Genomic DNA, 20,522 nt, shown 5'->3' with positions numbered 1-20,522 from the left:
AGATGTTCGAGTCCATACCTTTACCTTAACAGAAATTTAAATAAGGGGTAAGCTTCGCTCACCCCAAAACTTATAAATTCTTATATGTCAAAAAAGGAGGCCGTCCCCGTCATCTACGATGACTTTTGGGACAGCCTCTTTTCTCATGTTGCTCCGCAGCCCGGTAACGATTTCGCCGAAGACTCCCTATTCAGTCTACCTCGGCGGATGGACGTGTGAGATGAACTGACTCATTATTCGGATAAATAGATCGGTTTGAAATCGCTCGGACTCCATACCGCACCGCCGCCCCAGCCGTAGAGCCCCAGTCCGTATCCGGTACGGTGGAAATTCCGGAACAGCATCCCCCTAAGCTCTGTCAGAGCTTGCGGATCAACGCCGATGCTGCTGAAAGGAATGGCCTGGACCGTATTCCATCGGTCAAACTTGACCGAAGCGCTGGATGCCCATTGCGGCTCATAGGAGGGATCGATGCTCGGACCCCGGTAATCGAGATTCAGCGCAAGCGGGTTCGTCATGAACGCATAGTATGGTCCGCTCCCTGTCTGGTCGCCCGTCAAGTAAGTTTCGACGGAATCATCCTTGCCACTGGCCCACCACTCGTTGGGCGCCGTATCGCTGGCGATAATTTTGCTGATGTCACTGTCGAAATTCTCATAACCGACGTACAGGTTTTCGTCATCCCATAACAGGTATGCTTTCGTCTGGACTCGAGGCAGCTCCTTCGTGGTCATATCCCGGAAGTCGGTGACGGGCTGAGTCGCAGTCCATGGTCCCGTGCTAAAATCGAGGGACGCCAGAATCTCTTCCTTTGACGCCGTCGTCTTCACAGCGGTTGCGGACAAATTCTCACCGTCCCCCACGATGTAGGTCATGCGTTCGAAGGTATTTTTGATAGGGGCGATCCTCTTCTTCACCCGTTCGTCTGCTAGGGCATATGCCTCATTCAGCGCTTGCTGTGCAGCATCCTTAATGCCCGCCTTGACAATATACTGCAGGACCAGCGTCTCTCCGCTGGTGACAAAGCTCTGTTGAGCCTGGTCATAATTCCAGCCTTGCTCCAAGAGATTATAATAGCGCGTCATCGGCTCTGCCGCCGCTCCATAGGCTTTGCTTATAAATTGGGCCTTCAGCTTCCCGATGTCCGCATCCGGATCCCAGAACAGCTTATTGAAAAGCCAGAATTGCAGGGCATTCACTCCCCAGCCGGGATCGCCCGAATCGATCTTCCCTTCCGGCAGCACGCCCAGAATGCCGAGGTCGCGGTAGTACTGCATATCCGCCTTCACCTTCGCAGCAATGGGCCGCTCGTAAGCTTCCGAGGGGAAGCTGCCGTAATAATTATAGATGATGATGTTCTTCGTCTTCTCGACCCAGCCCTTTAGCTTCTGGTTATACCCGTAATTCGGGTTGGATGTGTTGTCCGTTTTGAGCGGCTGTCTCGCATCTTCATACAGCGGCGCATAGACGATGACGATGTTGTCTTCCAGAGGGACCTTCGGCGGCGTATCTGTAAAAGCATACGCATAAGACACCACCTTGGCGTCAGGATAGGCGGTTCGAACCTCCCTCGCCACCTTGTTCAGGAACGAGAAAAACACAGTCGACCGGTATGTCGGGTCGTCCGGCTGCACGATCGTGCCGTCCTCAGTAGTAAAAGGCGATCGGCTCAGCTCTCCTTGCTCAAAGGTCGAATTATCATTTATTCCGATTCCGACATACTCCAGGCCCGTATTCCCGATTAGCTGTTTCGCCCGCTCGGCGATGATATGCGGAACGTCGGGATGATAGAAATTGATCTGCGTCGAGCTTCCGACGGGAACGTACTCGCCGTTAATCTCATTATAGTACTCGGGATGGTCTTTGAAGTACAGGTCATTCGGCAGCCAGTAGTTCAAGTTATGGCCGAGCGTAACGGGCTCAAGGCCTTGCCCGCGGAATCGGTCCCACAGCGGTTGGTTGCTAATAAAGGCGAACTTGGCGTTGTTCTTGTTGCGGGCCAGCATCCTCTCCGTTCCGGCGTCAGCCGCGTAGTTGCCCGTTGCACTGACCCCGAGGGTCAGCCATCCTCGGACCGGTAGCGCCGGCTTCTTCCGGTAGTTCACCTGGCGGGCGGCAATCGTCGGCAGGTGATCATACAGCGTTCCATAATCGGTCGAACGCGTCCACAGCACCCCGGTGTTCTCTTCAAGAAAATCGTAAACGCCGTTTAATACGCCCTTCGGCACGGAACCGATAATATATATGTGTTTGCCCGCCTTGCGGACGGCAAATCCGTCGGTCCCCTCCAGATCGGTAAAGTCCTCTGGATACATATCCTTAAGGGCGGGCAACGATTTGTCCGTTCCGAGAATAATGCGGAAGCGATCTTGTTTACCGCCGTGCTGGCTCCTTTCGGAGGATGCTTCCGGCCCCCCGCTCCCGGCTGTACCCATATCCGCATACACGGCCCCGGTCACATTTGCGGTCCCTGGAGCTCCAGACTTCTCCGCCAGGTATACGTCATCGATCCACAGCGACCCCGGCCCCGTGCCGCTGAGGTTATGAAACACGATCCAATTATAATCGTAAAGGTTGTTTTCCTGCGTATACGGCATTTCTACAAGGGTCCATTGATCCGTTACGTCGAATGTTTTGCTAACCGTCCGTTTCGTGACATATGGATTGGCCATCTCTCGGATGTCAATCGTCAACTTGCCAGCCGTGCTTCCCTTGACCCAAGCCTGGAGCACATACTGTTTGCCTGGCTGAAGCGTCAAAGACTGGTTGGTACGGACGTTCCCGACGCCCATGCGCAAGGAGGACGAGCCGCTGTGCACCATCTGTCCGTCCTGTGCGGAAATACCCGGGGCCGCATACCAGCCCTCCAGAGTCGCCAGCTCGAAGCCGGGATTGTGAAGCAGGTTCCGGTCAAGCACCACCTTTAGCATCAGCGTCTCGGCTGCCTTCCCGTTGATTTGCGTCTGAATGCTTACCTCATAGCTGCCGCTAGGTGCCGCCGGGGGCACGTATACCGACATCGTGACGCTCTTCGCTTCCTTCTTGCCCAATGCGACGGCTGGGACAGAGCTTACGGAAATCAGGCTTTCTCCCGTTTGCTTAAAGGTAATTTGCGCAGGAGCGCCTCTGTTATTCAGCAGATCGACCTCGAACGGATAGTCCCCGCTTCCGGCGGCATTCAGCGTACTGTGGCGAAGCTCGACGCTTATTCCGCCGTTCTGGATTTCGCCCCGGATTAGGGGCAGATCTGCGCCGCTTACCAGCTTCACCGTTTCCTGCAGTTCCGTTGCGGCGAACATTTCCATGTCATCGGCAGCGGGGCTTACGATGATATCGGCGTTGGGGAGGCCGCTTTTTACGATCAACGGCATGCTGCCCTTTCCGTCAAGACCGTTGTTAGCGTTAGTGTCCGGGGAAGCTCCGTAAGCTGGGTTCTGCACCGGGACCGAAAAGGCAAACAAAAGGATGAAGACCGCCAAAGTAAGATGAAAACGCCTGGGCGTCAGATTCATTCTAATCATCTCCTATCATAATGGCACTTGTCCGGCTCAACCATTCCGATACGGCTTGCACGATCATCTCCAAATATTCCTGTCCCTTCTGCGCGGACGCCCGGGATGCCGAATCCGTATATCCGTCGACCCCGGTAAGCTCACCGTGCTTGCAAAGAATTGTTCCCGCCGGCCCGGAGGAGCTCAAGCTTTGTCCCCTATGCTCGACTGCAATCCTTTCTTCCTGCACCATAGTCTGATCCAAAGCAAGCACAAGCGACGTCTCGAACCCGCCCGCATGCCCGGGCACCCGTCCGACTTCCGTAGCATTTGCGGCAGCAAGAGCATCGCGGGCAATATTCCAGTAGGATGCAGACGCCACCGATACAGGATGGGCTACGGCCAAATCCTGCGACGCCTGGTGCATCAGATGTTCGTTACCTCCGTGGCCGTTCAGAAAGATAATCCGGCGGAATCCGCTCAGGATCAAGCTATCCCCGAGATCCCGCAGCACCTGCAGGTAGGTGGTGGAGGACAAGGACAACGTCCCCCCGAAGGCCAGATGGTGCCCGGAGCAGCCGAAAGGCAGCAGAGGGGCCAGGAGCAGTTTGGCCCCGCCCGACTCTACAGCGCGTTTCACCGCGTGGCGGCTGATATAATCACAGATAAGCGAGTCCGTATATACGGACAAGTGCGGTCCGTGCTGTTCCGTCGCCGCTAAGGGCACGACGACAGTATACCTGTCCTGGGCCAGCTCCGTCAATTGCTCCCGGGTATGCCCGTGGAAGCCGAACTCGACGCCCCCTTTCATGTCCTCACTCCGATCCGCTTGACAGCTATGGCATCAATCTCCACCAGCAAGTCATAATTCAAGTCGCAGTACACCGTCGTCCTGCTGGGATACGGCCGTCGGAAGAATCGTTCGTAGATGCCGTTGAATTCGCCGTATAGCTTGCGGTCGCTCAGATATACGTTCACTTTGACCACATCGTCCAGGGAGAGCCCCGCCTCAGCGAGAATGCTGCGAATGTTTTCTAGCGTCTGAACGGTTTGGGATTCCAGATCACCGCCGACAATCTTGCCGGTTTCCGGGCAGAGTCCCCCCTGTCCCGACACAAATACAAACGATTCCGTTTCGATTCCCGATGAGATCGGCTTGTTCCCCGAACCTGGGGTTACCACTTCGGTCTTCATGGATGGATTCTCCTTTCCTATGGGCGGTAAACGATGTTCAATTCCGGCGTTTCGATCCTTACGCGGCTGCTTAGCGATTCCATGGCCCGGTTAATCAATGCGCTGGATACGAGCACCCGCTCCTTCGGAAACGGCTCTCGTCCCGTCACCATGAACTGCTCAATCAGCCGAACCAGGATGTCGAAATGAGAGAATGGCCGTTCGTCTTCACTCATACAAACAGAGGATACGACCTCGCCCTGATCATCCCGGAAGGCGAAGCCCCACCGGGGGGTCAAATCGTGTTGCTGCAGCACATATCCCCTTGCTCCATCAAGGTATTCCACGATGAAGAGCACGGGGGGTTCCCGGGACAATCTGGGGTGTTCGGCCGTCCTCCGGCAGACTTCTAAAGCGCGTAGCAGCAACTCCTCCGGCCATTCCCCGCCGTCCATAGCCCTCCATACTGCCTCTCCTTCCAGCGCAGTAATCGCCTTCACCCCAGTTTCCCCGCCCGGCCTCCGCTCCGCCAATGATTGCAGGACCTCCAGTGCATGGTAGCCGTATGCTTCGATCTCGCGGGAAAAGCTGAGAACCAGCCACTCCTTCGCACGCTGGAGTTTTCCACCGTCGAATGCCGGTGCGTGAGTCGTATGAGGAATCGCGGAGCCGCCCATAAAGGGAATCCCTCTCCAGACAATCTCTCCATACATCCACAGCGTGTCTTCGATACGCCAGGACAGGAACTTGTCAGAGAATACAGGAACCCGGAGCCCGATTCCGTCCATGGCCTGAAGCGTCTCTTCCAGGAAGCGGCGGCGGGGGTACTGGGTACGCCTCAGGTCGTCTTTCGGATAGTTACCATGCTCGCCTATGATAACGACGCCGTGCAGGCCACCGTCTTGCGCCGGCAATTGGATCGCTTCCGCAATCGTCGGAAACAGGGGGAGGCCGTACCTGACGGCCATTTCCCGACTCCCATCGTTAGAAGGCACCTGGTCCGTATACAGCGACACGATCTCCACTTGAGGCCGGTAACCGAATTCGCCCAGCAGCCTCCCAACAATAACCTCCGAATGAGAATTGGTCCGGTATTCGGTCACAATGGCCGCAATCCGCCGCCTTACCGGCATAGCTCGAACCCCCCCGTCACCAGATATCGAGAGCCGGTCACATAGGACGCCGCGTCGGACAGCAGGAAAGCCGCCGTCTCGTTTACCTCGCCGGGATAACCGCTTCTCCCGATAAGGGTTGCCTTACGAATCGTTTCCTTGCTCGCTTCCGAAGCTGCTGCACGCACCGCAACGGACTTAAAGTCACCCGGTACAAGGGCATTGACCCGAATGCCGTGTGCCGCATATTCCAGCGCCGCTATCCTTACGAGCTGCTCCACCCCCGCCTTCGCAGCTCCATATGCACCATTGTTCGCTGCCGGAACGTTTCCGAGGATGGAAGAGGTGAGTACGATAGTCCCGCCGTATCCTGCAGGAAGCATGGCAAGCGCAGCATGCTTGCAGACGAGGAAAGCGCTCGTCAGCGTACCGCGAACCGTGTCCTCCCAATCGTCCAGCGTTTGGTTCGCAATGGACCAGGCCTTGTTGACGTAGACATTATGGTACGCCCCGTCCAGCTTACCGCACCAGCCAAGAACGGAAGCAACTGCCTTCTGCACATCGGACTCTCGGGTCATATCGGCCTGCAGGTACTGCAGTCGGTCATCGCCGTACGTGCGCCGCCATGCGGCCACTTCAGGAACCGACTCCTCCGCTAACAGATCGCAAGCGGCAATCCGTGCGCCTCGCTCGAGAAACATGGAAACAGCCGACTGCCCGAGCATGCCCAACGCGCCTGTAATCCAAATGACTTTGTCCTCCAGCTGTTTGCCGTTCATCCGGCATCACCTCCCCCTTCCTCCTCTTGCAGCATGGAGCATCCGTATTCCTCGCATAGGGATCCCCAGTCGGATCTCATCCGAATCGTATTGGCATGTTCAGGCGGCTGTAGCTTCGCCCGGCTGAACATGGGCAAAGTGACGGTGTTCACGCGTGCCGCGCGGAACAGACGCCTATCCTTCGGCCACAGCTCCTCCGGCCATTGGTCCGGGTTGTAATCCCCTCCATAAAGAACCGTCGGCAGTTTTGTCAACATGCCAATATCCACCCCAACGTTGTCAGCTGTAAATGAAATGCGCGCTGGCCGTACAGTCGCTTCCCGGGATGATGCGTACCCAGTGAGCGCTGAAACCGGACGGGAATTCATGATGCTCATACCCTTTTGCCGCCACCCGGATGTCCTTGTAGCGCTTCCAACTGCCGTTACCCAGAAAGTCCACTTCGATGACGAAACTCACTTCTTCTTCCGCTTCATGCGCTAGGTGAAGCACCTTGTGTTCGAAGCCGGTCATCAGATAGGGATCAGACGGCTCGTTCGCCTTGACGTCATCCTCCCACCAAGGACCGCCCCACCCCTTCGGCTTGCCGAACTGCCAGAGATCGTCCGTCTTACCGAACCACAGGTTCGATTGAGGCTCCCCGGCCAGCAGGTTCGTGTCGAAAATCGGGGTCACCTGGTTGCCGGCCAGCACGAGCAGCCCGCGCCATGAGCAGAAATCCGGTACCATCCGCAGATGCGTACACACGGGGCGGATGCCCCAAACTTTGCCCCCGTAAGCCGTATGGGACAGCTCGTAGAAGAGACCGTGGAAGTTCATGAGCAGACGCTCCGTCTCTACTTCCCGAATTCTCGGCCATTCGGTGAACCACATATGATCCATGGCTTGGGTCCCTTTCGGCAACCGGTATTTCGTCCATTGCCCGTGGGTAAACACCCGGAGGATAGCCGACGCCTTGTCGAAGCCGGTGGCAAACAATGGACTTTTGCCGGAGGAAGCTACTTCGCAGTACGGGTTTTCCTCCAGGATCGTCCAAGTTCTGCCGTCCCACTCGGCCAGGCGGCCGTCGCTCTTCCTCCCGGCGTATTCCCTCTCGTCATAGGTGTTGTTCGCCACGACCAACCGCCCGTCCTTCGTCCAGCCACCCTTAAAGTGGGGCCAGCAATCCGGGGACACCTTAAGCTCCTTCAAAAGGTCGAACAACAGCTTCGCCTTCAGCGTATGGACGTTCACCTCGAACAGCAGCCCTTCCATCGTCAACACGTAAAGCATATCGTCCGGGTTCGTCAGATGGGGCATGCTGGCGGTCAACCGGTGGTCGACCAGCTCTTCCGCCGTTCGCACATTGCCATCGGTATCGATGAAATGGGGACCGATCATCAGCTGGTTGGATTTCGAATGGATGATCCGGTTAGCATACGTCCCTACCACGCTTTCCGGCCTCTTCACCATCTCGAACTTGTCATTCACCTCGAATAGTCCTGTACCGGTTCCGGTTCCCGCCTTATGCGCCACATAGGTGATGAACCAGAGTCTGTTGGCCCACGGCATAACGGCGCCGATGCCTGTTTCGGATCGGGCTCCGTCAATACCGGCCGAAGCCGTCAGATGCGGCAGCACGCCGCTGATGTTCAAAGTGTTGTTAATCATGGTTTATACCTCCTTCTTGTATATTTTGTATAGTAGTTGATTCTATTTACTTTGGTAATGTATAAGGTTATCATTTTTCTTGTAAATAATTTCAGATTGGGGGCGTCGAGATGGACGAGTTGTGGAGATGCAATCCGGAGCTGATCTTCCATGTTTACGTCAGTGGCGCGAAGCAATTTCAGAAGCCATACGATACCTACAAGAATTGGAGCTGTTTCATTGCGGAGGACGGTGAATTCGAATACCGAATGGGGAACACTTCCGGAAGAGTCCGCACGGGGGATATGGTGCTTTGCCCCCCCGATACGGCGTTTCACCGTACGACCTCCGGACTGTCGTTTCATTTCATCGGCTTCCGCTGGGAACATGATCGGGTGCCACCGGGCTATCTACTTCCGGATAACGGCCGGCTTTGCATTATGAACAACCGCCGCTTGGGATCCACCTTGTCGCTGCTGCGAGAGACCACCCCCCTTAAGACCGAAGCAGGTCTGCAGTACAAGAAGCATCTGTTCCGCGATATATGGCAGCTGTATGCGGTTGAGTCGTCGGCGCTCATGCAAGCTTCGCTGATTAGCGAAGATCCGTTCGTGCAGCGGGCGGTCCGCCTTCTGCAGGATCATGTCGAATCGGGGGCGCCTCTGAAGCAGGTGGCTCGAGAGCTCGGCATCAGCCCCGTGCAGCTGACCCGGTTGTTCAAGAAGGAATTCCGCATGACGCCGGTCAAGTATATTGCCGGTCTGCGCATGGCACGCGCCGCCCGTCTTCTTATCCATACCGGGCTCACGCTGGCGGATATTGCCGAACGCTGCGGCTATACGGACGAACATCATTTAAGCAAGACGTTCAAAAGTGTGATGGGGGTCAACCCCTCCGCTTACCGCAAGGACCATACGGTGTAGACCGTCATATCGGAATCGACAGTAAGGCTTATTCCTTGCTCCGAAAATACCGCAGCAAGGAATAAGCAACAAAGCGGCTAGTTCTTGCCGTAACCCAGCTGGTTCAACTGCTTGACGGCCGAATCGACGTAAAGCTTATAGTTCATGGATGTCTCCATCGTTTTCAAATAAGCGTCATACTCGGACAGCGGACGTTTACCGTATACGAACTTCGTGAATTCCTCTTCGAGATAGCGGTTGGCATCGGCCGGATTATAGCCGACCGGGAGGTTAATGAAGCCGTTCAATACCTCAAGGCGGGGGCGGGAATTGGCGAATTCGATGTACTTCGCCTGATTCGGGAATTTCACGCTCAAGTATTCCTTATCCGGGCGGCCCGTAAATTGATACAACCATGTATAACCGGTCTCCTGCGCCATAAGCTCCGTCGGGACGACCTTGCCGTCCTTCAGGTTGTAATGGCGGCCCTCCACGCCAAATTGCACAAGGCGGGACCCTTTTTCACTGGAAACGTAGTTCAGGAGTTCAAATACTTTATTCAAGGTTGCCTTGTCTTTCTCCAGCGACTTCGGAATGGCGAACATCGCCCCTGCGTTGCCGATGTCTCTGGAGTTGTCGTACTGCCCTCCCGGTCCCTTCGGTGCGGCGATCTGAATCCACTCGGCCTTCGGATTGACCTTCTTGATCTGCTCCACATACTGGTCCTTCGCAATGTTGGCCCAATCGATGAAGATAATGCCGACTTTACCCTGGATCGCCTTGTCCTGGTGCTGCATGCCCGTATTGGCCATAATCTCCGGATCGACGACACCGGCGGTGACCAGCTTGTTGATGTAAGCCAGCGCTTCCTTCATGCCCGGCTCATACAGCGAGTTGACGACCTTGCCGTCCTTGACGTAGAACTCCCCCGGATTGGCGGTTCCGAACGCACCGTACAGCGGAGCGAATGTGCTGAGACTGCCGCCGGTAATTCCGACGGTATCTTTTTTGCCGTTTTGATCCGGGTCGTTCTCCGTGAAAGCCTTGGCCACGTCATAAAACTCATCGATCGTTGTTGGCGGCTGCAGCTTCAGATTATCGAGCCAATCCTTGCGTATCCAATACGTAGAGTAGGGAATTCCGGGCGCCTTCGGGATGGCGTAGATTCCTCCGCCTACCATGCCCTTTTTCACCGTCTCCTCGCCGATGAAATCCTTAACGGGCTTCAGCTCCTTGTCGATATAGGGCGTCAGGTCCAAGAGTAAATTTTGTTTCTGAAACTGTTCCATCTGAACTTTGCTCACGCCGAACAAATCGGGAATGTTGCCCGAAGCCATCCGGACATTCAGCTGGTTCTGGTAGTCGTCCACACTTCCGTATGCAGTCAGCACAACCTCCGCCTTCAGCGCTTCCTCCAGCCCTTTCTTGACAAAATCCTTGTCGGGAGAAGGCAAACCACTCGCACTTTCGACAATCTCCAGCTTGATCGGCCCGCTGGGCGTCGCTTCGTTGTTGTTCGGCGACTCGCTCGCCGTGTTGTCTCCTGTGTTCTCCTTGTCATTGAAGCTGCAGCCTGCTAGCATTACCGTTGTGGGCAGCAGTACTGCGAGGACAAGCCGGAGCACATTTTTGCGATTCATACGTAACCCCTCTTTTCAAGTAACAGGATTTTATTGAACCGGCCAGGCCGCAAGCGCCCCTCTCCTGCAGGATGACGCTTCGCCCCACCGCTTTCAACCTTTGATGGAGCCTAGGAGCATACCCTTGGTAAAGTATTTTTGCAGGAACGGATATACGACGATAACCGGCATTGAAGCGAGAACGACCGCTGCCATCTGCAAGGTCTGTGTCGGCATGACATTCTCCGCGTTCTCAAGCGGCTGCTGGGATTGCATCAGGATCTCCCTCACGATAACCTGCAGGGGGAACAGCCGCCGGTCCGTCACATACATAATCGCCTGGAAAAATTCATTCCAATGGCCAACCGCATAAAACAGCCCGATGGTGGCCATCACCGGAAGCGACAGAGGGATGGCCAGCTGGAGCAGGATCCGCCCCTCCTGGGCACCGTCGATTCGGGCCGACTCGAACAGTTCCTCCGGAAGCTGCTCGAAGAAGCTTTTGACAATCAGCACATAGAAGCTTCCGATCAAGGAGGGCAGGATAAGCGCCCAGACGGAATCGAGCAGCCCCACCGCCTTCACCGTCAGGTACGTCGGGATCAGCCCTCCGGAGAACAGTATGGTCACCAGGACCATCATCAGGAAGAAGCTGCGTCCCGGAAGCCATTTGCGGCTGAGCGGGTACGCCATGAGCACCGTAAACAACAGATTCAGGGTGGTGCCGACCACGGTGACGAAAACGGTGACCCCGAAGGCGCGCAGCATGCCGGATTCCTTAAGCAGCCTCTCGTAAGCCTCGAAGGTGACCTCTCTCGGAATGATAGGGAACCCTCCGCTCCGCAGAACTTCCCCGATTGGCGTGAGCGAGATGGATACCACGTACAGCATCGGGAATACCGCCACCGCTCCGCAGATAGATAAGATTAGGACAACAATCGAGTTGATCAGCCGGTCCTCCGCGCCTCTTACCATATACCTTCCCCCCACTGTTTGGCGATCTTGTTGGATACAAGCACCAACACGAAGCCGATGCCGGACTTGAACAAGCCCACTGCCGCTGCCAGGCTGAAGTTTAGCTGGTTCAACCCCGTGCGAAATACCCAAGTATCGATAATATCCGCAACGGAGTAGACCTGTATGTTGTACAGCACATATATCTGTGCGAAGCCGGCGTCAAGGATGTGTCCGAGGCTCAGAATGAACAGCATGATGATGACGCTCCGGATACCAGGCAGCGTAATGTGCCAGATCATCCGCAGTCGGCTGGCTCCGTCGACACGGGCCGCCTCGTACAGCGTCGGATCGATTCCCGCCATCGCCGCCAGATAGATAATGGCGCCCCAGCCGAGGTTCTGCCAGATCTCCGAACCGACCAGCAGCGAGCGGAAGTGAGCGGTTGAGGTCAGGAAAGGAACGGCCTTTCCGCCTGCTGCTTCAATCCATTGGTTGACCAGCCCGGAAGATTGGGATAGAAGGGCGATCATCATGCCGTAGATGATCACCCAGGATAAAAAATGCGGCATATACGTCAAGGTCTGAATAAGGGACTTGAACCACCGGATCCGACACTCGTTCAGCAGAATCGCCATCAAGATCGGCGGAACGATGCCGAATATGAGCTTATACACGCTGATGAGAATGGTATTGGTCAGCAGCTGGGAGAAGTACGGTGAATTGAAGAACAGCTGGAAATGTTTGTTCCACGGATCCGCCCACCCGCTTTTCCAGATGCCGTCCACTAAGCTAAAATCCTTGAACGCAATAATAACGCCGTACATCGGCATGTACTTGAAAACAATAAAGTAGACGATTCCGGGAAGCAGCATGAGATAAAGGATCTTGTGCTGCCACGCCTTCTTCAGCACGTGAGTGGTCCTGCGCACGTCGGTCCGCCTTCGGACTCCAACGGGTTGCTCCAATGCGGTACACCTCCATTTTCTCCTGGTTTGGAGTGAAGCGGTTACGATTGTTTGCGCTTTCACCTCTTGGTGTCATTGTAGCAACGCCGTTGCCTGAAGAATATACAGCGATGTTGTGAAATCAGGATGTATTTTAGACAATCGGATAAGTGTCGGACGAAAAAAACGGCATGTCAGTCGACACGCCGTTCCGCTGACTGCAGGGCTGGCAGCGTGATGACAATCACCGTACCGGTTCCCGGCCGGCTGCGGATGCGCAAGCCGTATGGCTTGCCGAATCGGAGGCTGATGCGTTCATGCACATTGGGCAGACCGAAACCCGTAAAATGATCCTTGGTCCCCTCCAACTTCTTCCCATTCCTCAGGACCCTGCCGAGGGTCGCCGCATCCATTCCGGTTCCGTTGTCGCGGACGACCAAGCGGAGCACACCCCGTCTTACATCCCCCCTGATAGCTATGAGCCCTTTCCGGAGTTCGGGCAGGATGCCGTGAAAGATGGCGTTTTCCACCAGCGGCTGCAGCGTTAGCTTCAGGATCAATAGGTTCTTCGCCTCCTCTGTCACATTCTCGGTATACCGGAATTGGTCGCCGTACCGGGTCTCCTGAATGAATACGTATTGACGAAGCCCGTTCAGCTCATCCTCCACGCTCACGAACTCCGATGTCTTGTCGAAGCTGAAAGTCAGCACTTCGACCAACGCACCGATCGTCGCACTGACTTCCCCAATGCGCTGCTGGCGGGCCAAACTGCCGATGCATGCCAGTGTATTGGACAGAAAATGAGGAGAGATCTGGCTTTGCAGCACCTTAAGCTCCAATTCCTTTTTGCGGTCCTCCACTTCCTTCGTTTCCACCATCAGCGTTCGGATGCGCTCCATCATGGCGTTGAAGCTGGAAGCCAATCGGCCGATTTCGTCCTGGCGCCGGACCGTCAGGTTCGGGACGACCAGCATATCGTGGACTCGGTCCATACGCAACGCCAGCATTCGGATCGGACGGGTCGAGAAGCGCGTCATGACGTAAACCATGATCAGAAGCAGGATCAGCATCGCCGCTCCGACCGTCTTGTAATCCTGGTACAGCACCGCTATGTTCTGGTAGAAGAAGCTTTCCTTAATGATCAGGATGAGTGACCAGCCCAGCCGATTCTGCCCTGACTTCAGTGTAACGAGCGGGCCGGCGGGACCTTCGTACCCGCTTGTGCCGACCGCGAGCGCACCCAAGTGGTCTGCGAACGGTTCCGGCAGTCCGACCGGATAGCCGCTGGCGCGGGGCAGCAGCTCTGACTCCTTCCCGTACAGCACGACGTTGTTTTTGTCCGAAAGCAGGACGAACGTCTGGTTCTGGAGCGAGATCTCCGCCATATTCCGGTACAGCTTCTCCAGATCGAATTCCACGACGGCGACGCCAACCCGTTCGTTCCAGTTGTCCAGCATCGGGCGGGCAATGGCCACGGTCGGACCTGATTGCAGCGAAATATACGGTTGGCTCACCATAGCGGTATAGTTCATCTTGGCCTGCTCGTACAGCTTCGGAAGTTCCTCATTGCCGAGTACATCGTAGAGCACCTGGGTACTGCTGAATACTTTGCCGTCGCTGCGAACGATGTACAGCGTCTTTACGATTGTGCTGTTGGTATCGGCGATGGACCGCAGGAATTCGGAGATGTCTCGCTCCTGAGACGATTTCAGCAGCGCGGTCTGGGTGGAGATGAGCAGCAGGATATTTTGCCCCGTATCCAGATAGGAATCCAGGTATTGATTCGTGCGGGCCATCTGCGTCATCGTATCCGCGATAATCTGCGATTTGAACAGTGCAGCCGCCCGGTTATAGTTGTTGTAGGCGAGAAAGAAAAAAAGAACGAACATCGCAATAAACAAGAACCAAAACTGCTTGGTGGCCATGCTCCATTTGCGGATTCGGCTGATCATGGCTTACCCCTTCCTGTATTCGGTCGGCGATAATCCGGTGTACTTGCGGAATAGCGCAGTAAAATACCGGTAGCTTGGAATACCGACGGCATTCCCGACCTCATACACGCGGAGGGAAGTGGTCTGGAGCAGGTGGACGGCCTTCGCGATCCGCTGCTTCGCAATGTATTCGTTGAAGGAGATCCCAGTCTCCTCGCGGAACAAACGGCTTAAATAATACGCGCTGAACCCGATGTGCCTTGCGACCGCAGTCAGCGTAACCGGACCCTCCAGATGGTCGTCGATATACCGGACGGCATCGGCGATCTCTTTTCGCATTCTCGTCTGTCCGCTATGGGGGGCTTCTAGCTCATGCACGAGGATGGATACCAGCTCGTCGAGGGTGGGCGCCTCGGCGATTGCGCGGACGTTCGCGGAATATCTGCCGCCGCGTTCGTCCAAGTCCTCTAGCCACAGGCTTCGCCGGTTGACGGCCCATTCTCTCAGAGTATCGGGGTGGATCCCGGCGCTCCTCGCCCATCGAGGCAGCTCATGCCGCAGGTTTTCGGCGAGCATGTCCCGGTTTCCTTTGGCGAAGCGCAGCTTCTCCAGCATTTCTGCAGACGCCGCATCGTCTGGATCGGCATAGTTCCGCCCGTCGGATAAGTCAAATGTAAGGGTACCCGGTTCATAAAAGTGCTGAGGATGCTCTTCCGTCACCCTTCGGAAGCATTTCAAAAAAACCTCCGGTCCATTCACCCGTTCGCCGACCACCGCATACAAGCGGACTGCTTCGCTTAAGAAGGACAGCCGGTTTTCGATGGCTTCCGACAGCGAGCGGCATATTTCCTCCGTCTGTCTCTTCAAGTCATCCGGGCAGCTCTCTTCCTGCCGGGGCAAGAGCAGATAGACCCCTTCCTCCGCAGGCAGCCAAGTGAACGGGAAGGTTCGGGCCGCCCCCTCCAACCGGGACAGTGCATCCTCGACCTCCTGCTTGATGAGCAGCCGGTTCTCCGGCTTCGCCTTCACATGCAGAGCGGCCAGCCTAAAGGGAAAGGCGAGCTTCCACGTGTCCCGCAACAACTTTTCGAGATCCGTTCGGTCCTCGTAGACGCCTGCCGCATAAAGCGCCAAGGTCCGGGACTGCTGAAGACGGAGCTTTTCGATTTCGTTCCTATGCATGGAGTAATCCCGCCGAAGGGCTTCCTTCGCCTTGTTCAGGGCACGCTCCAGGTCGCTCCCCTGCATCCTGTACTTTACCAGATAGTCAACGGCGCCCAGCTGTACGGCCTTTTGCGCATAGGCAAATTCCGAGTGGCACGTCAACAGGACCACTTTCGTCAGAGCATACTGTTCATTCAATCTGTGGAACAGTTCAAGCCCGTCCATTCTTGGCATGGTAATATCCGTAATGACTACATCCGGGACACAGCTTTGGCAGAACCGGAGTGCATCCACTCCGTTCACAGCTTCCCCAACAAGCTCGAACCCGTGCTCTTCCCACGGATATCTCCGCAGCTCCTCCCGCAGCGGCAGTTCATCGTCGACAAGCAATACGGACAGAAGAGGTTCCGACATTCCCATTCCTCCTTCAAAGACAGCAGGTTCCGGCGGCAAATCCGCACCCTCTTATGTATTCAACTGTCAACCGCCCATTCCCTTCCGGTTTACCCTTATTATACAAACACAGCGGCAGCCTGGGACTCAAACAAATAGTCCTGGACTGCCGCTGATTCTCCCATTTTCTTCTCCACTCATGGCAATTACCGTAACCACACCGATAGCTTAACGAAAGATATATTGGTGGCTGTAATTGATAGCAACTGGGGCAATGCAGCTAGCGGATTAAGCATCCAGTTACAAAAGTGCTCTATCTTGCATCCACCATTTAAATGTTGGTACTTCCCAAAACTTTCACCAACCGTTATACCAAAGGGCCTCAGCCTATACCCGCCGCCTTTAGCAGACGAAGCAGCAGATCCTTGCGTGGTTCCTGTGCCTTACGAGCCAGAGCAGCCAGCTTCTCCATCTTGCCCCAGATCGGATACAGTACCCGCTCGACCTCGTATTTTGGCAGGATCTCCACATGCTTCACCAATAGGGACAGCTTGTCGTCGCTTTCCAGCTCAGGCTGAATCTTCAGCTTGAGCGCGTCATGGGAGCGCCGCAGGCAGGAAACCAAGACGGGAGTCGAACGTTCCGTTACCCCATAAGTGTCGGTAAAAGCTGCCGTGAACTTATCTTGCACCAGTTGATGTTCCTCGTCCACAAGGGCCATGTAAGCTTCGACCAGCGGAAAATACCGCTCGGATGAAAGTCCAAGCCCGAACACGGCATAACTGCCCGGCATGACGCTTTTTTCACCTTCTGTATCCGCATACCACTCGAACTCTTCCATCGCCTCACGCGCGTACTCCTCCAGTAACGGATGAAGCTCAGCATAGGTTAGCGCATTCGCAAAAAAACGGTGCGTATCCGAGTTGGCAAGCCCCTTGAAGGGCAATACCCCTCTCGCACTGGACTTAAGATTAATTTTGTAGCTTTTTGAGAAGCCCTTTCGTAGTAGGGAGAGAATGAACGAAATTGCCCTTTCGTACGCTCCGGCCTCTTCCTTACGAATAATGATTTTAATGAGGGAAAATACATCGTTGGCCTTGCATTCCACCAACTCATGGTGCAAGTGTACATCTTCTTGCGAGAAATTGTCGCTGCCCTCCTTCAGCATGCGTTCGGCTTTGCAGCTGCCAAGCTTCGCGGTTAGTTCCAGATAAGTCTGTCCCCTTGATTTGCTGTAGTGCGGCTCATATCGAAGAATCATCCTCGCACCATACAACAGAAGGTCGATAGGCTGATTCGGTTTATCCTTATTCTCCAAAGCTGCATCCGGCTTGATTCTATACTCATTGGCTCTGTATTCGGAACGGGTAACATCGTAATAACGCGGCAGGAATACATCCTCGGTCCAGTCGATCAACGCCCGAATAATATAATTTCGATGTTCCGCGAGCGCTTGCTTCCGTTCTTTGTTCAGTTCTTGTATCCGGTCAAATAAAGCACTCAGCCTGTCAGCCTCCGGTTCGTGAAACAAATTCGGATCCAGCAGATGACGCGTCAAAAAGAAAGTTTCCAATGGCTTTGTCGGATATGAGCCCTTCTCCAGTTTTTTCTCGATATAGGCTTGGATTCGTTCCAATAGCTGCCGCTTTTTCTCTTCAAATACGCGCTCAAGCACTGTTACTTTTACGGGCCCTTCTATCGTCGCGAAGGTTCCTTGCAAGGTAAATCGGTAATCGATCAGCGGTGACATCTCCAACTTGTCCAGCTTCTCCTCTACGAGATCCGCCAGCGAAGGCCGAATCTCATGCAACACTTGTTCCCGCGTAAAAGGAGAAGCCATCATCGACTTGCTGCCGGAAGCATTCCATCCCGTATCCAAGCTCTCAACGGTGGTCCTGGTCGGCTGATAATCCAGCATGATGCCGTTATAAATACCTATTTGCAGCGTGGTTCGTTTGACAATGCCCTCCGCATCCTTACGCTTATTCAATTCGCCAAACCAGTTATTAATCTCAGATACCATCTCTTCAAGCGCTTCTTTCTGCAATGTGTTCATCGTCTCCTGCCTTTCCTTCGATATGGATGTCTCCATCGCGAAACGTCCGCAGCGCTTATAAATGCTCTATTAGCGCAGTTTTAACTTTGTATGTTATTCCTATTATAATTGACGCCAGATATGAGTCTTCCCACTTTTATCCTAAATTTTGCGGACAATGGTCCTAATGGCAGATGTAATTTCAGACCTAACTGATACAGAAACTACTAAAAAACAATCATTAAATGAACATTCAATAAGATCAATTAGATCTTTGAAATAAACGATATCGCTGGTCTCCACATTGTTAGTAAAAACCGCTAGTTAACTCGCACCAAAGGCTGCTCGTTATACTCGGTGCGCAGGCCCATTGTGGCACCCTATGCCTTAATCAACATTCCACTAAACATACTGATAACTAAATGCAGGCTGAGTCCAGCTTTTACGAAAGCAAACAGACCCACAATATGATTTATTGTGAGTCCGTTTGACTACTGTAATTTGTAATCAAGATCAGATCCGTACGATCTTACTTTCCAACCGTCTTTACCTTCTATGTGTTCAAACCAGCTGTCCTTTGCTGCGCCAACCCATTGCCGTCTGCGATGATGAAGCTGCCTCCCGGGATGGCTGAGTTATTCATCGTATAGTACACGTTATTTGTTGTTCGAAAACTCGAGCGTCCAAGACTTCGAAATCCGGAATATCCGTTTTGCCTAGAACGCGCTGCAACCTCTCGAAAGGAAACAGATAAACACCATCCGATATAGCGTCATTCGATGCTCTCCTCGTTGGTCGCTTGATAGCCTGAATAAAGCGAACCGCCCGGGAAATTTTCCCGATTCATGATGAAACCTGCACCGCTTCCGATACCGTCAGCCGATTATCGGAAACAGAATAGTCACAAGATAAACAAGCATCAGCTTTTTGTGCAGTTTCATGGCGCCCCCCTTCGCCCCTAACTTATTGGAAAAAACGGAAGCCCGGTACTCACTTGTTCGATTGAGAATGTATTGACAGATTAATCTCCCAGGTATTATAGTATGCCATATGACTAGCATACCATAATACCTGGAGGGGTTGAAAAAATGAATTCAAGTACTAAGCAATCAGGTCACAACCCGTCTGCAATGATGAGTTCAATTGGATCGCGGATTCTGGATGTTGATGCACTGCGAGGTTTCGCGCTGTTCGGCATCTTGATTGTCAACATCGCCTACTTCGCGTCTGGCTATGCGTTCCATCTTGTAGAGGATCCCGCCTATGACTCCTGGCTTGACAAGAGTGCGCATTGGCTGGTGAAGTTCCTCTTCGAGATGAAGTTCTACCTTTTGTTCTCCTTCCTCTTCGGATACAGCTTTACACTTCAAGTTGATTCTGCAATCCGAAAAGGCGTCACGTTCTTCCCCCGGTTCCTTCGTCGGCTGGCCGGATTGTTCGTCCTGGGAACCCTGCACGCTGTTCTGCTATTCCACGGTGACATCCTGACCACCTATGCCATACTCGGCTCAGTTTTGCTTGCTGCACAACGAATTCAGCCACGCACGGCGCTCATCACGGCGGGCATTCTGATCGGGATCATCACTTTCATGATGGCCCTGGCCGCGGCGGCCGGCGTCACCCTGGTCGCGGATTCGGCAGCTGCCATCGCCGATGGTCAACAATCCACTGCGGCGTTACAAGGCGGGCTGGACTCGGTGATCTCCGAACACCTTCGCTCAATGCCTGACATGCTCTCAGCGTTAGCGGTACAAGGGCCTCTCGCGTTGTCTGCTTTTCTGGTCGGCCTCGCGGCAGGTAAGGGCCGGGTTCTGGCTAACCTCAACAAGCACAGTAGCATGTTGCGCCGGTTGCAGCTGGTGGGATACCCGATCGGACTGGCCGGCGCGCTGGTATTCGCGGTTTGTGGCGGTACAAGCGACCCACTAGGACTGACGGTAAGTATCCTTACAGCTCCTTTTTTGGTCGCCGCTTATGTGGCCACCATGCTGAGGATATTCAGCTCCGATTGGGGTCGCCGGGTTGCCAAGGTCCTCGCTCCTGCCGGGCGGATGGCATTATCCAACTACCTTGGCCAGTCGCTGTTCTGTGCGTTAATCTTCACCGGTTACGGTCTTGGTCTGATTGGTAGGGTGCCCCCTCTCATCGTATTGTTCATCGCCACAGCGATCTTCTCTGCACAGTTGCTGCTAAGCGCACTTTGGCTGAAAAGTCACCACTATGGCCCGGTGGAATGGATCCTACGTGCTGTTACCAATGCCGAGTGGCCGGATTGGCGTCGTCGCGGAGGGAAATAAACGCTCTGCCGGACTAGAGTTACCTAGTAGATGACAACGGCAGTCTCGGACTATTGAAGTGCTATTTTTCAGAGCCTAATGGTTTTGCAAATCAGA

General features: G+C 54.4%; 15 protein-coding genes. 2 read left to right on the top strand and 13 right to left on the bottom strand.

All coding sequences use genetic code 11. The features are described from left to right. Positions 1–233: 233 nt before the first annotated feature. The 7 genes from BLR08_RS10925 to BLR08_RS10895 are packed head-to-tail and all read right to left on the bottom strand — an operon-like array spanning position 234 to position 8,205. A complete protein-coding gene (locus BLR08_RS10925; RefSeq protein ID WP_072329212.1) occupies positions 234–3,512 on the bottom strand; it encodes a DUF4838 domain-containing protein in 3,279 nt (1,092 codons plus the stop codon). 1 nt (position 3,513) lies between these two features. Then, on the bottom strand, positions 3,514–4,302 hold the full coding sequence (locus BLR08_RS10920; RefSeq protein WP_072329211.1) for a creatininase family protein: 789 nt from the start codon (positions 4,300–4,302) through the stop codon (positions 3,514–3,516). Beyond that, complete coding sequence (locus BLR08_RS10915; RefSeq protein ID WP_072329210.1) at positions 4,299–4,685, bottom strand: RidA family protein; 387 nt, start codon at positions 4,683–4,685, stop codon at positions 4,299–4,301. Before BLR08_RS10915 ends, BLR08_RS10920 begins: the two co-directional genes overlap by 4 nt. A gap of 17 nt (positions 4,686–4,702) precedes the next feature. After that, positions 4,703–5,797 carry a hypothetical protein gene (locus tag BLR08_RS10910; RefSeq protein ID WP_072329209.1) on the bottom strand — a complete coding sequence of 365 codons (1,095 nt, stop codon included), beginning with the start codon at positions 5,795–5,797 and terminating at the stop codon, positions 4,703–4,705. Next, on the bottom strand, positions 5,788–6,555 hold the full coding sequence (locus tag BLR08_RS10905) for an SDR family NAD(P)-dependent oxidoreductase (RefSeq protein WP_072329208.1): 768 nt from the start codon (positions 6,553–6,555) through the stop codon (positions 5,788–5,790). The genes BLR08_RS10910 and BLR08_RS10905 overlap by 10 nt, the downstream gene beginning before the upstream one ends. Next, complete coding sequence (locus tag BLR08_RS10900) at positions 6,552–6,812, bottom strand: beta-galactosidase (RefSeq protein ID WP_072329207.1); 261 nt, start codon at positions 6,810–6,812, stop codon at positions 6,552–6,554. Before BLR08_RS10900 ends, BLR08_RS10905 begins: the two co-directional genes overlap by 4 nt. 22 nt (positions 6,813–6,834) lie before the next feature. Then, positions 6,835–8,205: a hypothetical protein gene (locus BLR08_RS10895; RefSeq protein WP_072329206.1), complete on the bottom strand. Its 1,371-nt coding sequence runs from the start codon at positions 8,203–8,205 to the stop codon at positions 6,835–6,837. A 110-nt stretch (positions 8,206–8,315) separates the two neighbouring features. Here BLR08_RS10895 and BLR08_RS10890 point away from each other — a divergent pair, with 110 nt between their 5' ends. Further along, positions 8,316–9,107 (top strand): helix-turn-helix domain-containing protein, encoded by a 792-nt coding sequence (locus BLR08_RS10890; RefSeq protein WP_072329205.1) that lies wholly within the window; start codon positions 8,316–8,318, stop codon positions 9,105–9,107. A gap of 77 nt (positions 9,108–9,184) precedes the next feature. Here the strand turns inward: BLR08_RS10890 and BLR08_RS10885 are convergent, their stop codons facing one another. From BLR08_RS10885 to BLR08_RS10860, 6 genes are all read right to left on the bottom strand, one after another. After that, complete coding sequence (locus BLR08_RS10885; protein ID WP_072329204.1) at positions 9,185–10,726, bottom strand: extracellular solute-binding protein; 1,542 nt, start codon at positions 10,724–10,726, stop codon at positions 9,185–9,187. A gap of 93 nt (positions 10,727–10,819) precedes the next feature. Next, positions 10,820–11,680, bottom strand: coding sequence for a carbohydrate ABC transporter permease (locus BLR08_RS10880; protein WP_072329203.1), 861 nt, complete (start codon positions 11,678–11,680; stop codon positions 10,820–10,822). Next, complete coding sequence (locus BLR08_RS10875; RefSeq protein WP_083536891.1) at positions 11,674–12,534, bottom strand: ABC transporter permease; 861 nt, start codon at positions 12,532–12,534, stop codon at positions 11,674–11,676. The genes BLR08_RS10880 and BLR08_RS10875 overlap by 7 nt, the downstream gene beginning before the upstream one ends. Before the next feature lie 266 nt (positions 12,535–12,800). Next, the gene (locus BLR08_RS10870) at positions 12,801–14,558 is read right to left on the bottom strand and encodes a cache domain-containing sensor histidine kinase (RefSeq protein WP_072329201.1); all 1,758 of its coding nucleotides are present in this window, start codon (positions 14,556–14,558) and stop codon (positions 12,801–12,803) included. Between the two features lie 3 nt (positions 14,559–14,561). Then, entirely contained in the window at positions 14,562–16,115 is a 1,554-nt protein-coding gene (locus BLR08_RS10865) for a response regulator (RefSeq protein WP_072329200.1), read from the bottom strand. A gap of 361 nt (positions 16,116–16,476) precedes the next feature. After that, a complete protein-coding gene (locus BLR08_RS10860; protein WP_072329199.1) occupies positions 16,477–18,150 on the bottom strand; it encodes a DUF6138 family protein in 1,674 nt (557 codons plus the stop codon). Positions 18,151–19,217: 1,067 nt separating this feature from the next. On the opposite strand from BLR08_RS10860, the gene BLR08_RS10855 reads away from it, so the two are divergent. Beyond that, positions 19,218–20,426 carry a DUF418 domain-containing protein gene (locus tag BLR08_RS10855; protein ID WP_083536870.1) on the top strand — a complete coding sequence of 403 codons (1,209 nt, stop codon included), beginning with the start codon at positions 19,218–19,220 and terminating at the stop codon, positions 20,424–20,426. Positions 20,427–20,522: the final 96 nt, after the last annotated feature.

Origin of the sequence: Paenibacillus sp. cl123, from assembly GCF_900101595.1 — a bacterium.
Lineage (GTDB): Bacteria > Bacillota > Bacilli > Paenibacillales > NBRC-103111 > Paenibacillus_G.
The sequence above is the reverse complement of the archived record's forward strand: the minus strand, read 5'-3'. Positions and strand labels throughout refer to the sequence as shown.

Excerpts from the sequence above, each read along its gene's own strand:
- BLR08_RS10925 (WP_072329212.1), bottom strand. The coding sequence starts at position 3,512 with ATGAATCTGACGCCCAGGCGTTTTCATCTTACTTTGGCGGTCTTCATC.
- BLR08_RS10920 (WP_072329211.1), bottom strand. The coding sequence starts at position 4,302 with ATGAAAGGGGGCGTCGAGTTCGGCTTCCACGGGCATACCCGGGAGCAA.
- BLR08_RS10915 (WP_072329210.1), bottom strand. The coding sequence starts at position 4,685 with ATGAAGACCGAAGTGGTAACCCCAGGTTCGGGGAACAAGCCGATCTCA.
- BLR08_RS10910 (WP_072329209.1), bottom strand. The coding sequence starts at position 5,797 with ATGCCGGTAAGGCGGCGGATTGCGGCCATTGTGACCGAATACCGGACC.
- BLR08_RS10905 (WP_072329208.1), bottom strand. The coding sequence starts at position 6,555 with ATGAACGGCAAACAGCTGGAGGACAAAGTCATTTGGATTACAGGCGCG.
- BLR08_RS10900 (WP_072329207.1), bottom strand. The coding sequence starts at position 6,812 with ATGTTGACAAAACTGCCGACGGTTCTTTATGGAGGGGATTACAACCCG.
- BLR08_RS10895 (WP_072329206.1), bottom strand. The coding sequence starts at position 8,205 with ATGATTAACAACACTTTGAACATCAGCGGCGTGCTGCCGCATCTGACG.
- BLR08_RS10890 (WP_072329205.1), top strand. The coding sequence starts at position 8,316 with ATGGACGAGTTGTGGAGATGCAATCCGGAGCTGATCTTCCATGTTTAC.
- BLR08_RS10885 (WP_072329204.1), bottom strand. The coding sequence starts at position 10,726 with ATGAATCGCAAAAATGTGCTCCGGCTTGTCCTCGCAGTACTGCTGCCC.
- BLR08_RS10880 (WP_072329203.1), bottom strand. The coding sequence starts at position 11,680 with ATGGTAAGAGGCGCGGAGGACCGGCTGATCAACTCGATTGTTGTCCTA.
- BLR08_RS10875 (WP_083536891.1), bottom strand. The coding sequence starts at position 12,534 with ATGCTGCTTCCCGGAATCGTCTACTTTATTGTTTTCAAGTACATGCCG.
- BLR08_RS10870 (WP_072329201.1), bottom strand. The coding sequence starts at position 14,558 with ATGATCAGCCGAATCCGCAAATGGAGCATGGCCACCAAGCAGTTTTGG.
- BLR08_RS10865 (WP_072329200.1), bottom strand. The coding sequence starts at position 16,115 with ATGTCGGAACCTCTTCTGTCCGTATTGCTTGTCGACGATGAACTGCCG.
- BLR08_RS10860 (WP_072329199.1), bottom strand. The coding sequence starts at position 18,150 with ATGAACACATTGCAGAAAGAAGCGCTTGAAGAGATGGTATCTGAGATT.
- BLR08_RS10855 (WP_083536870.1), top strand. The coding sequence starts at position 19,218 with ATGAATTCAAGTACTAAGCAATCAGGTCACAACCCGTCTGCAATGATG.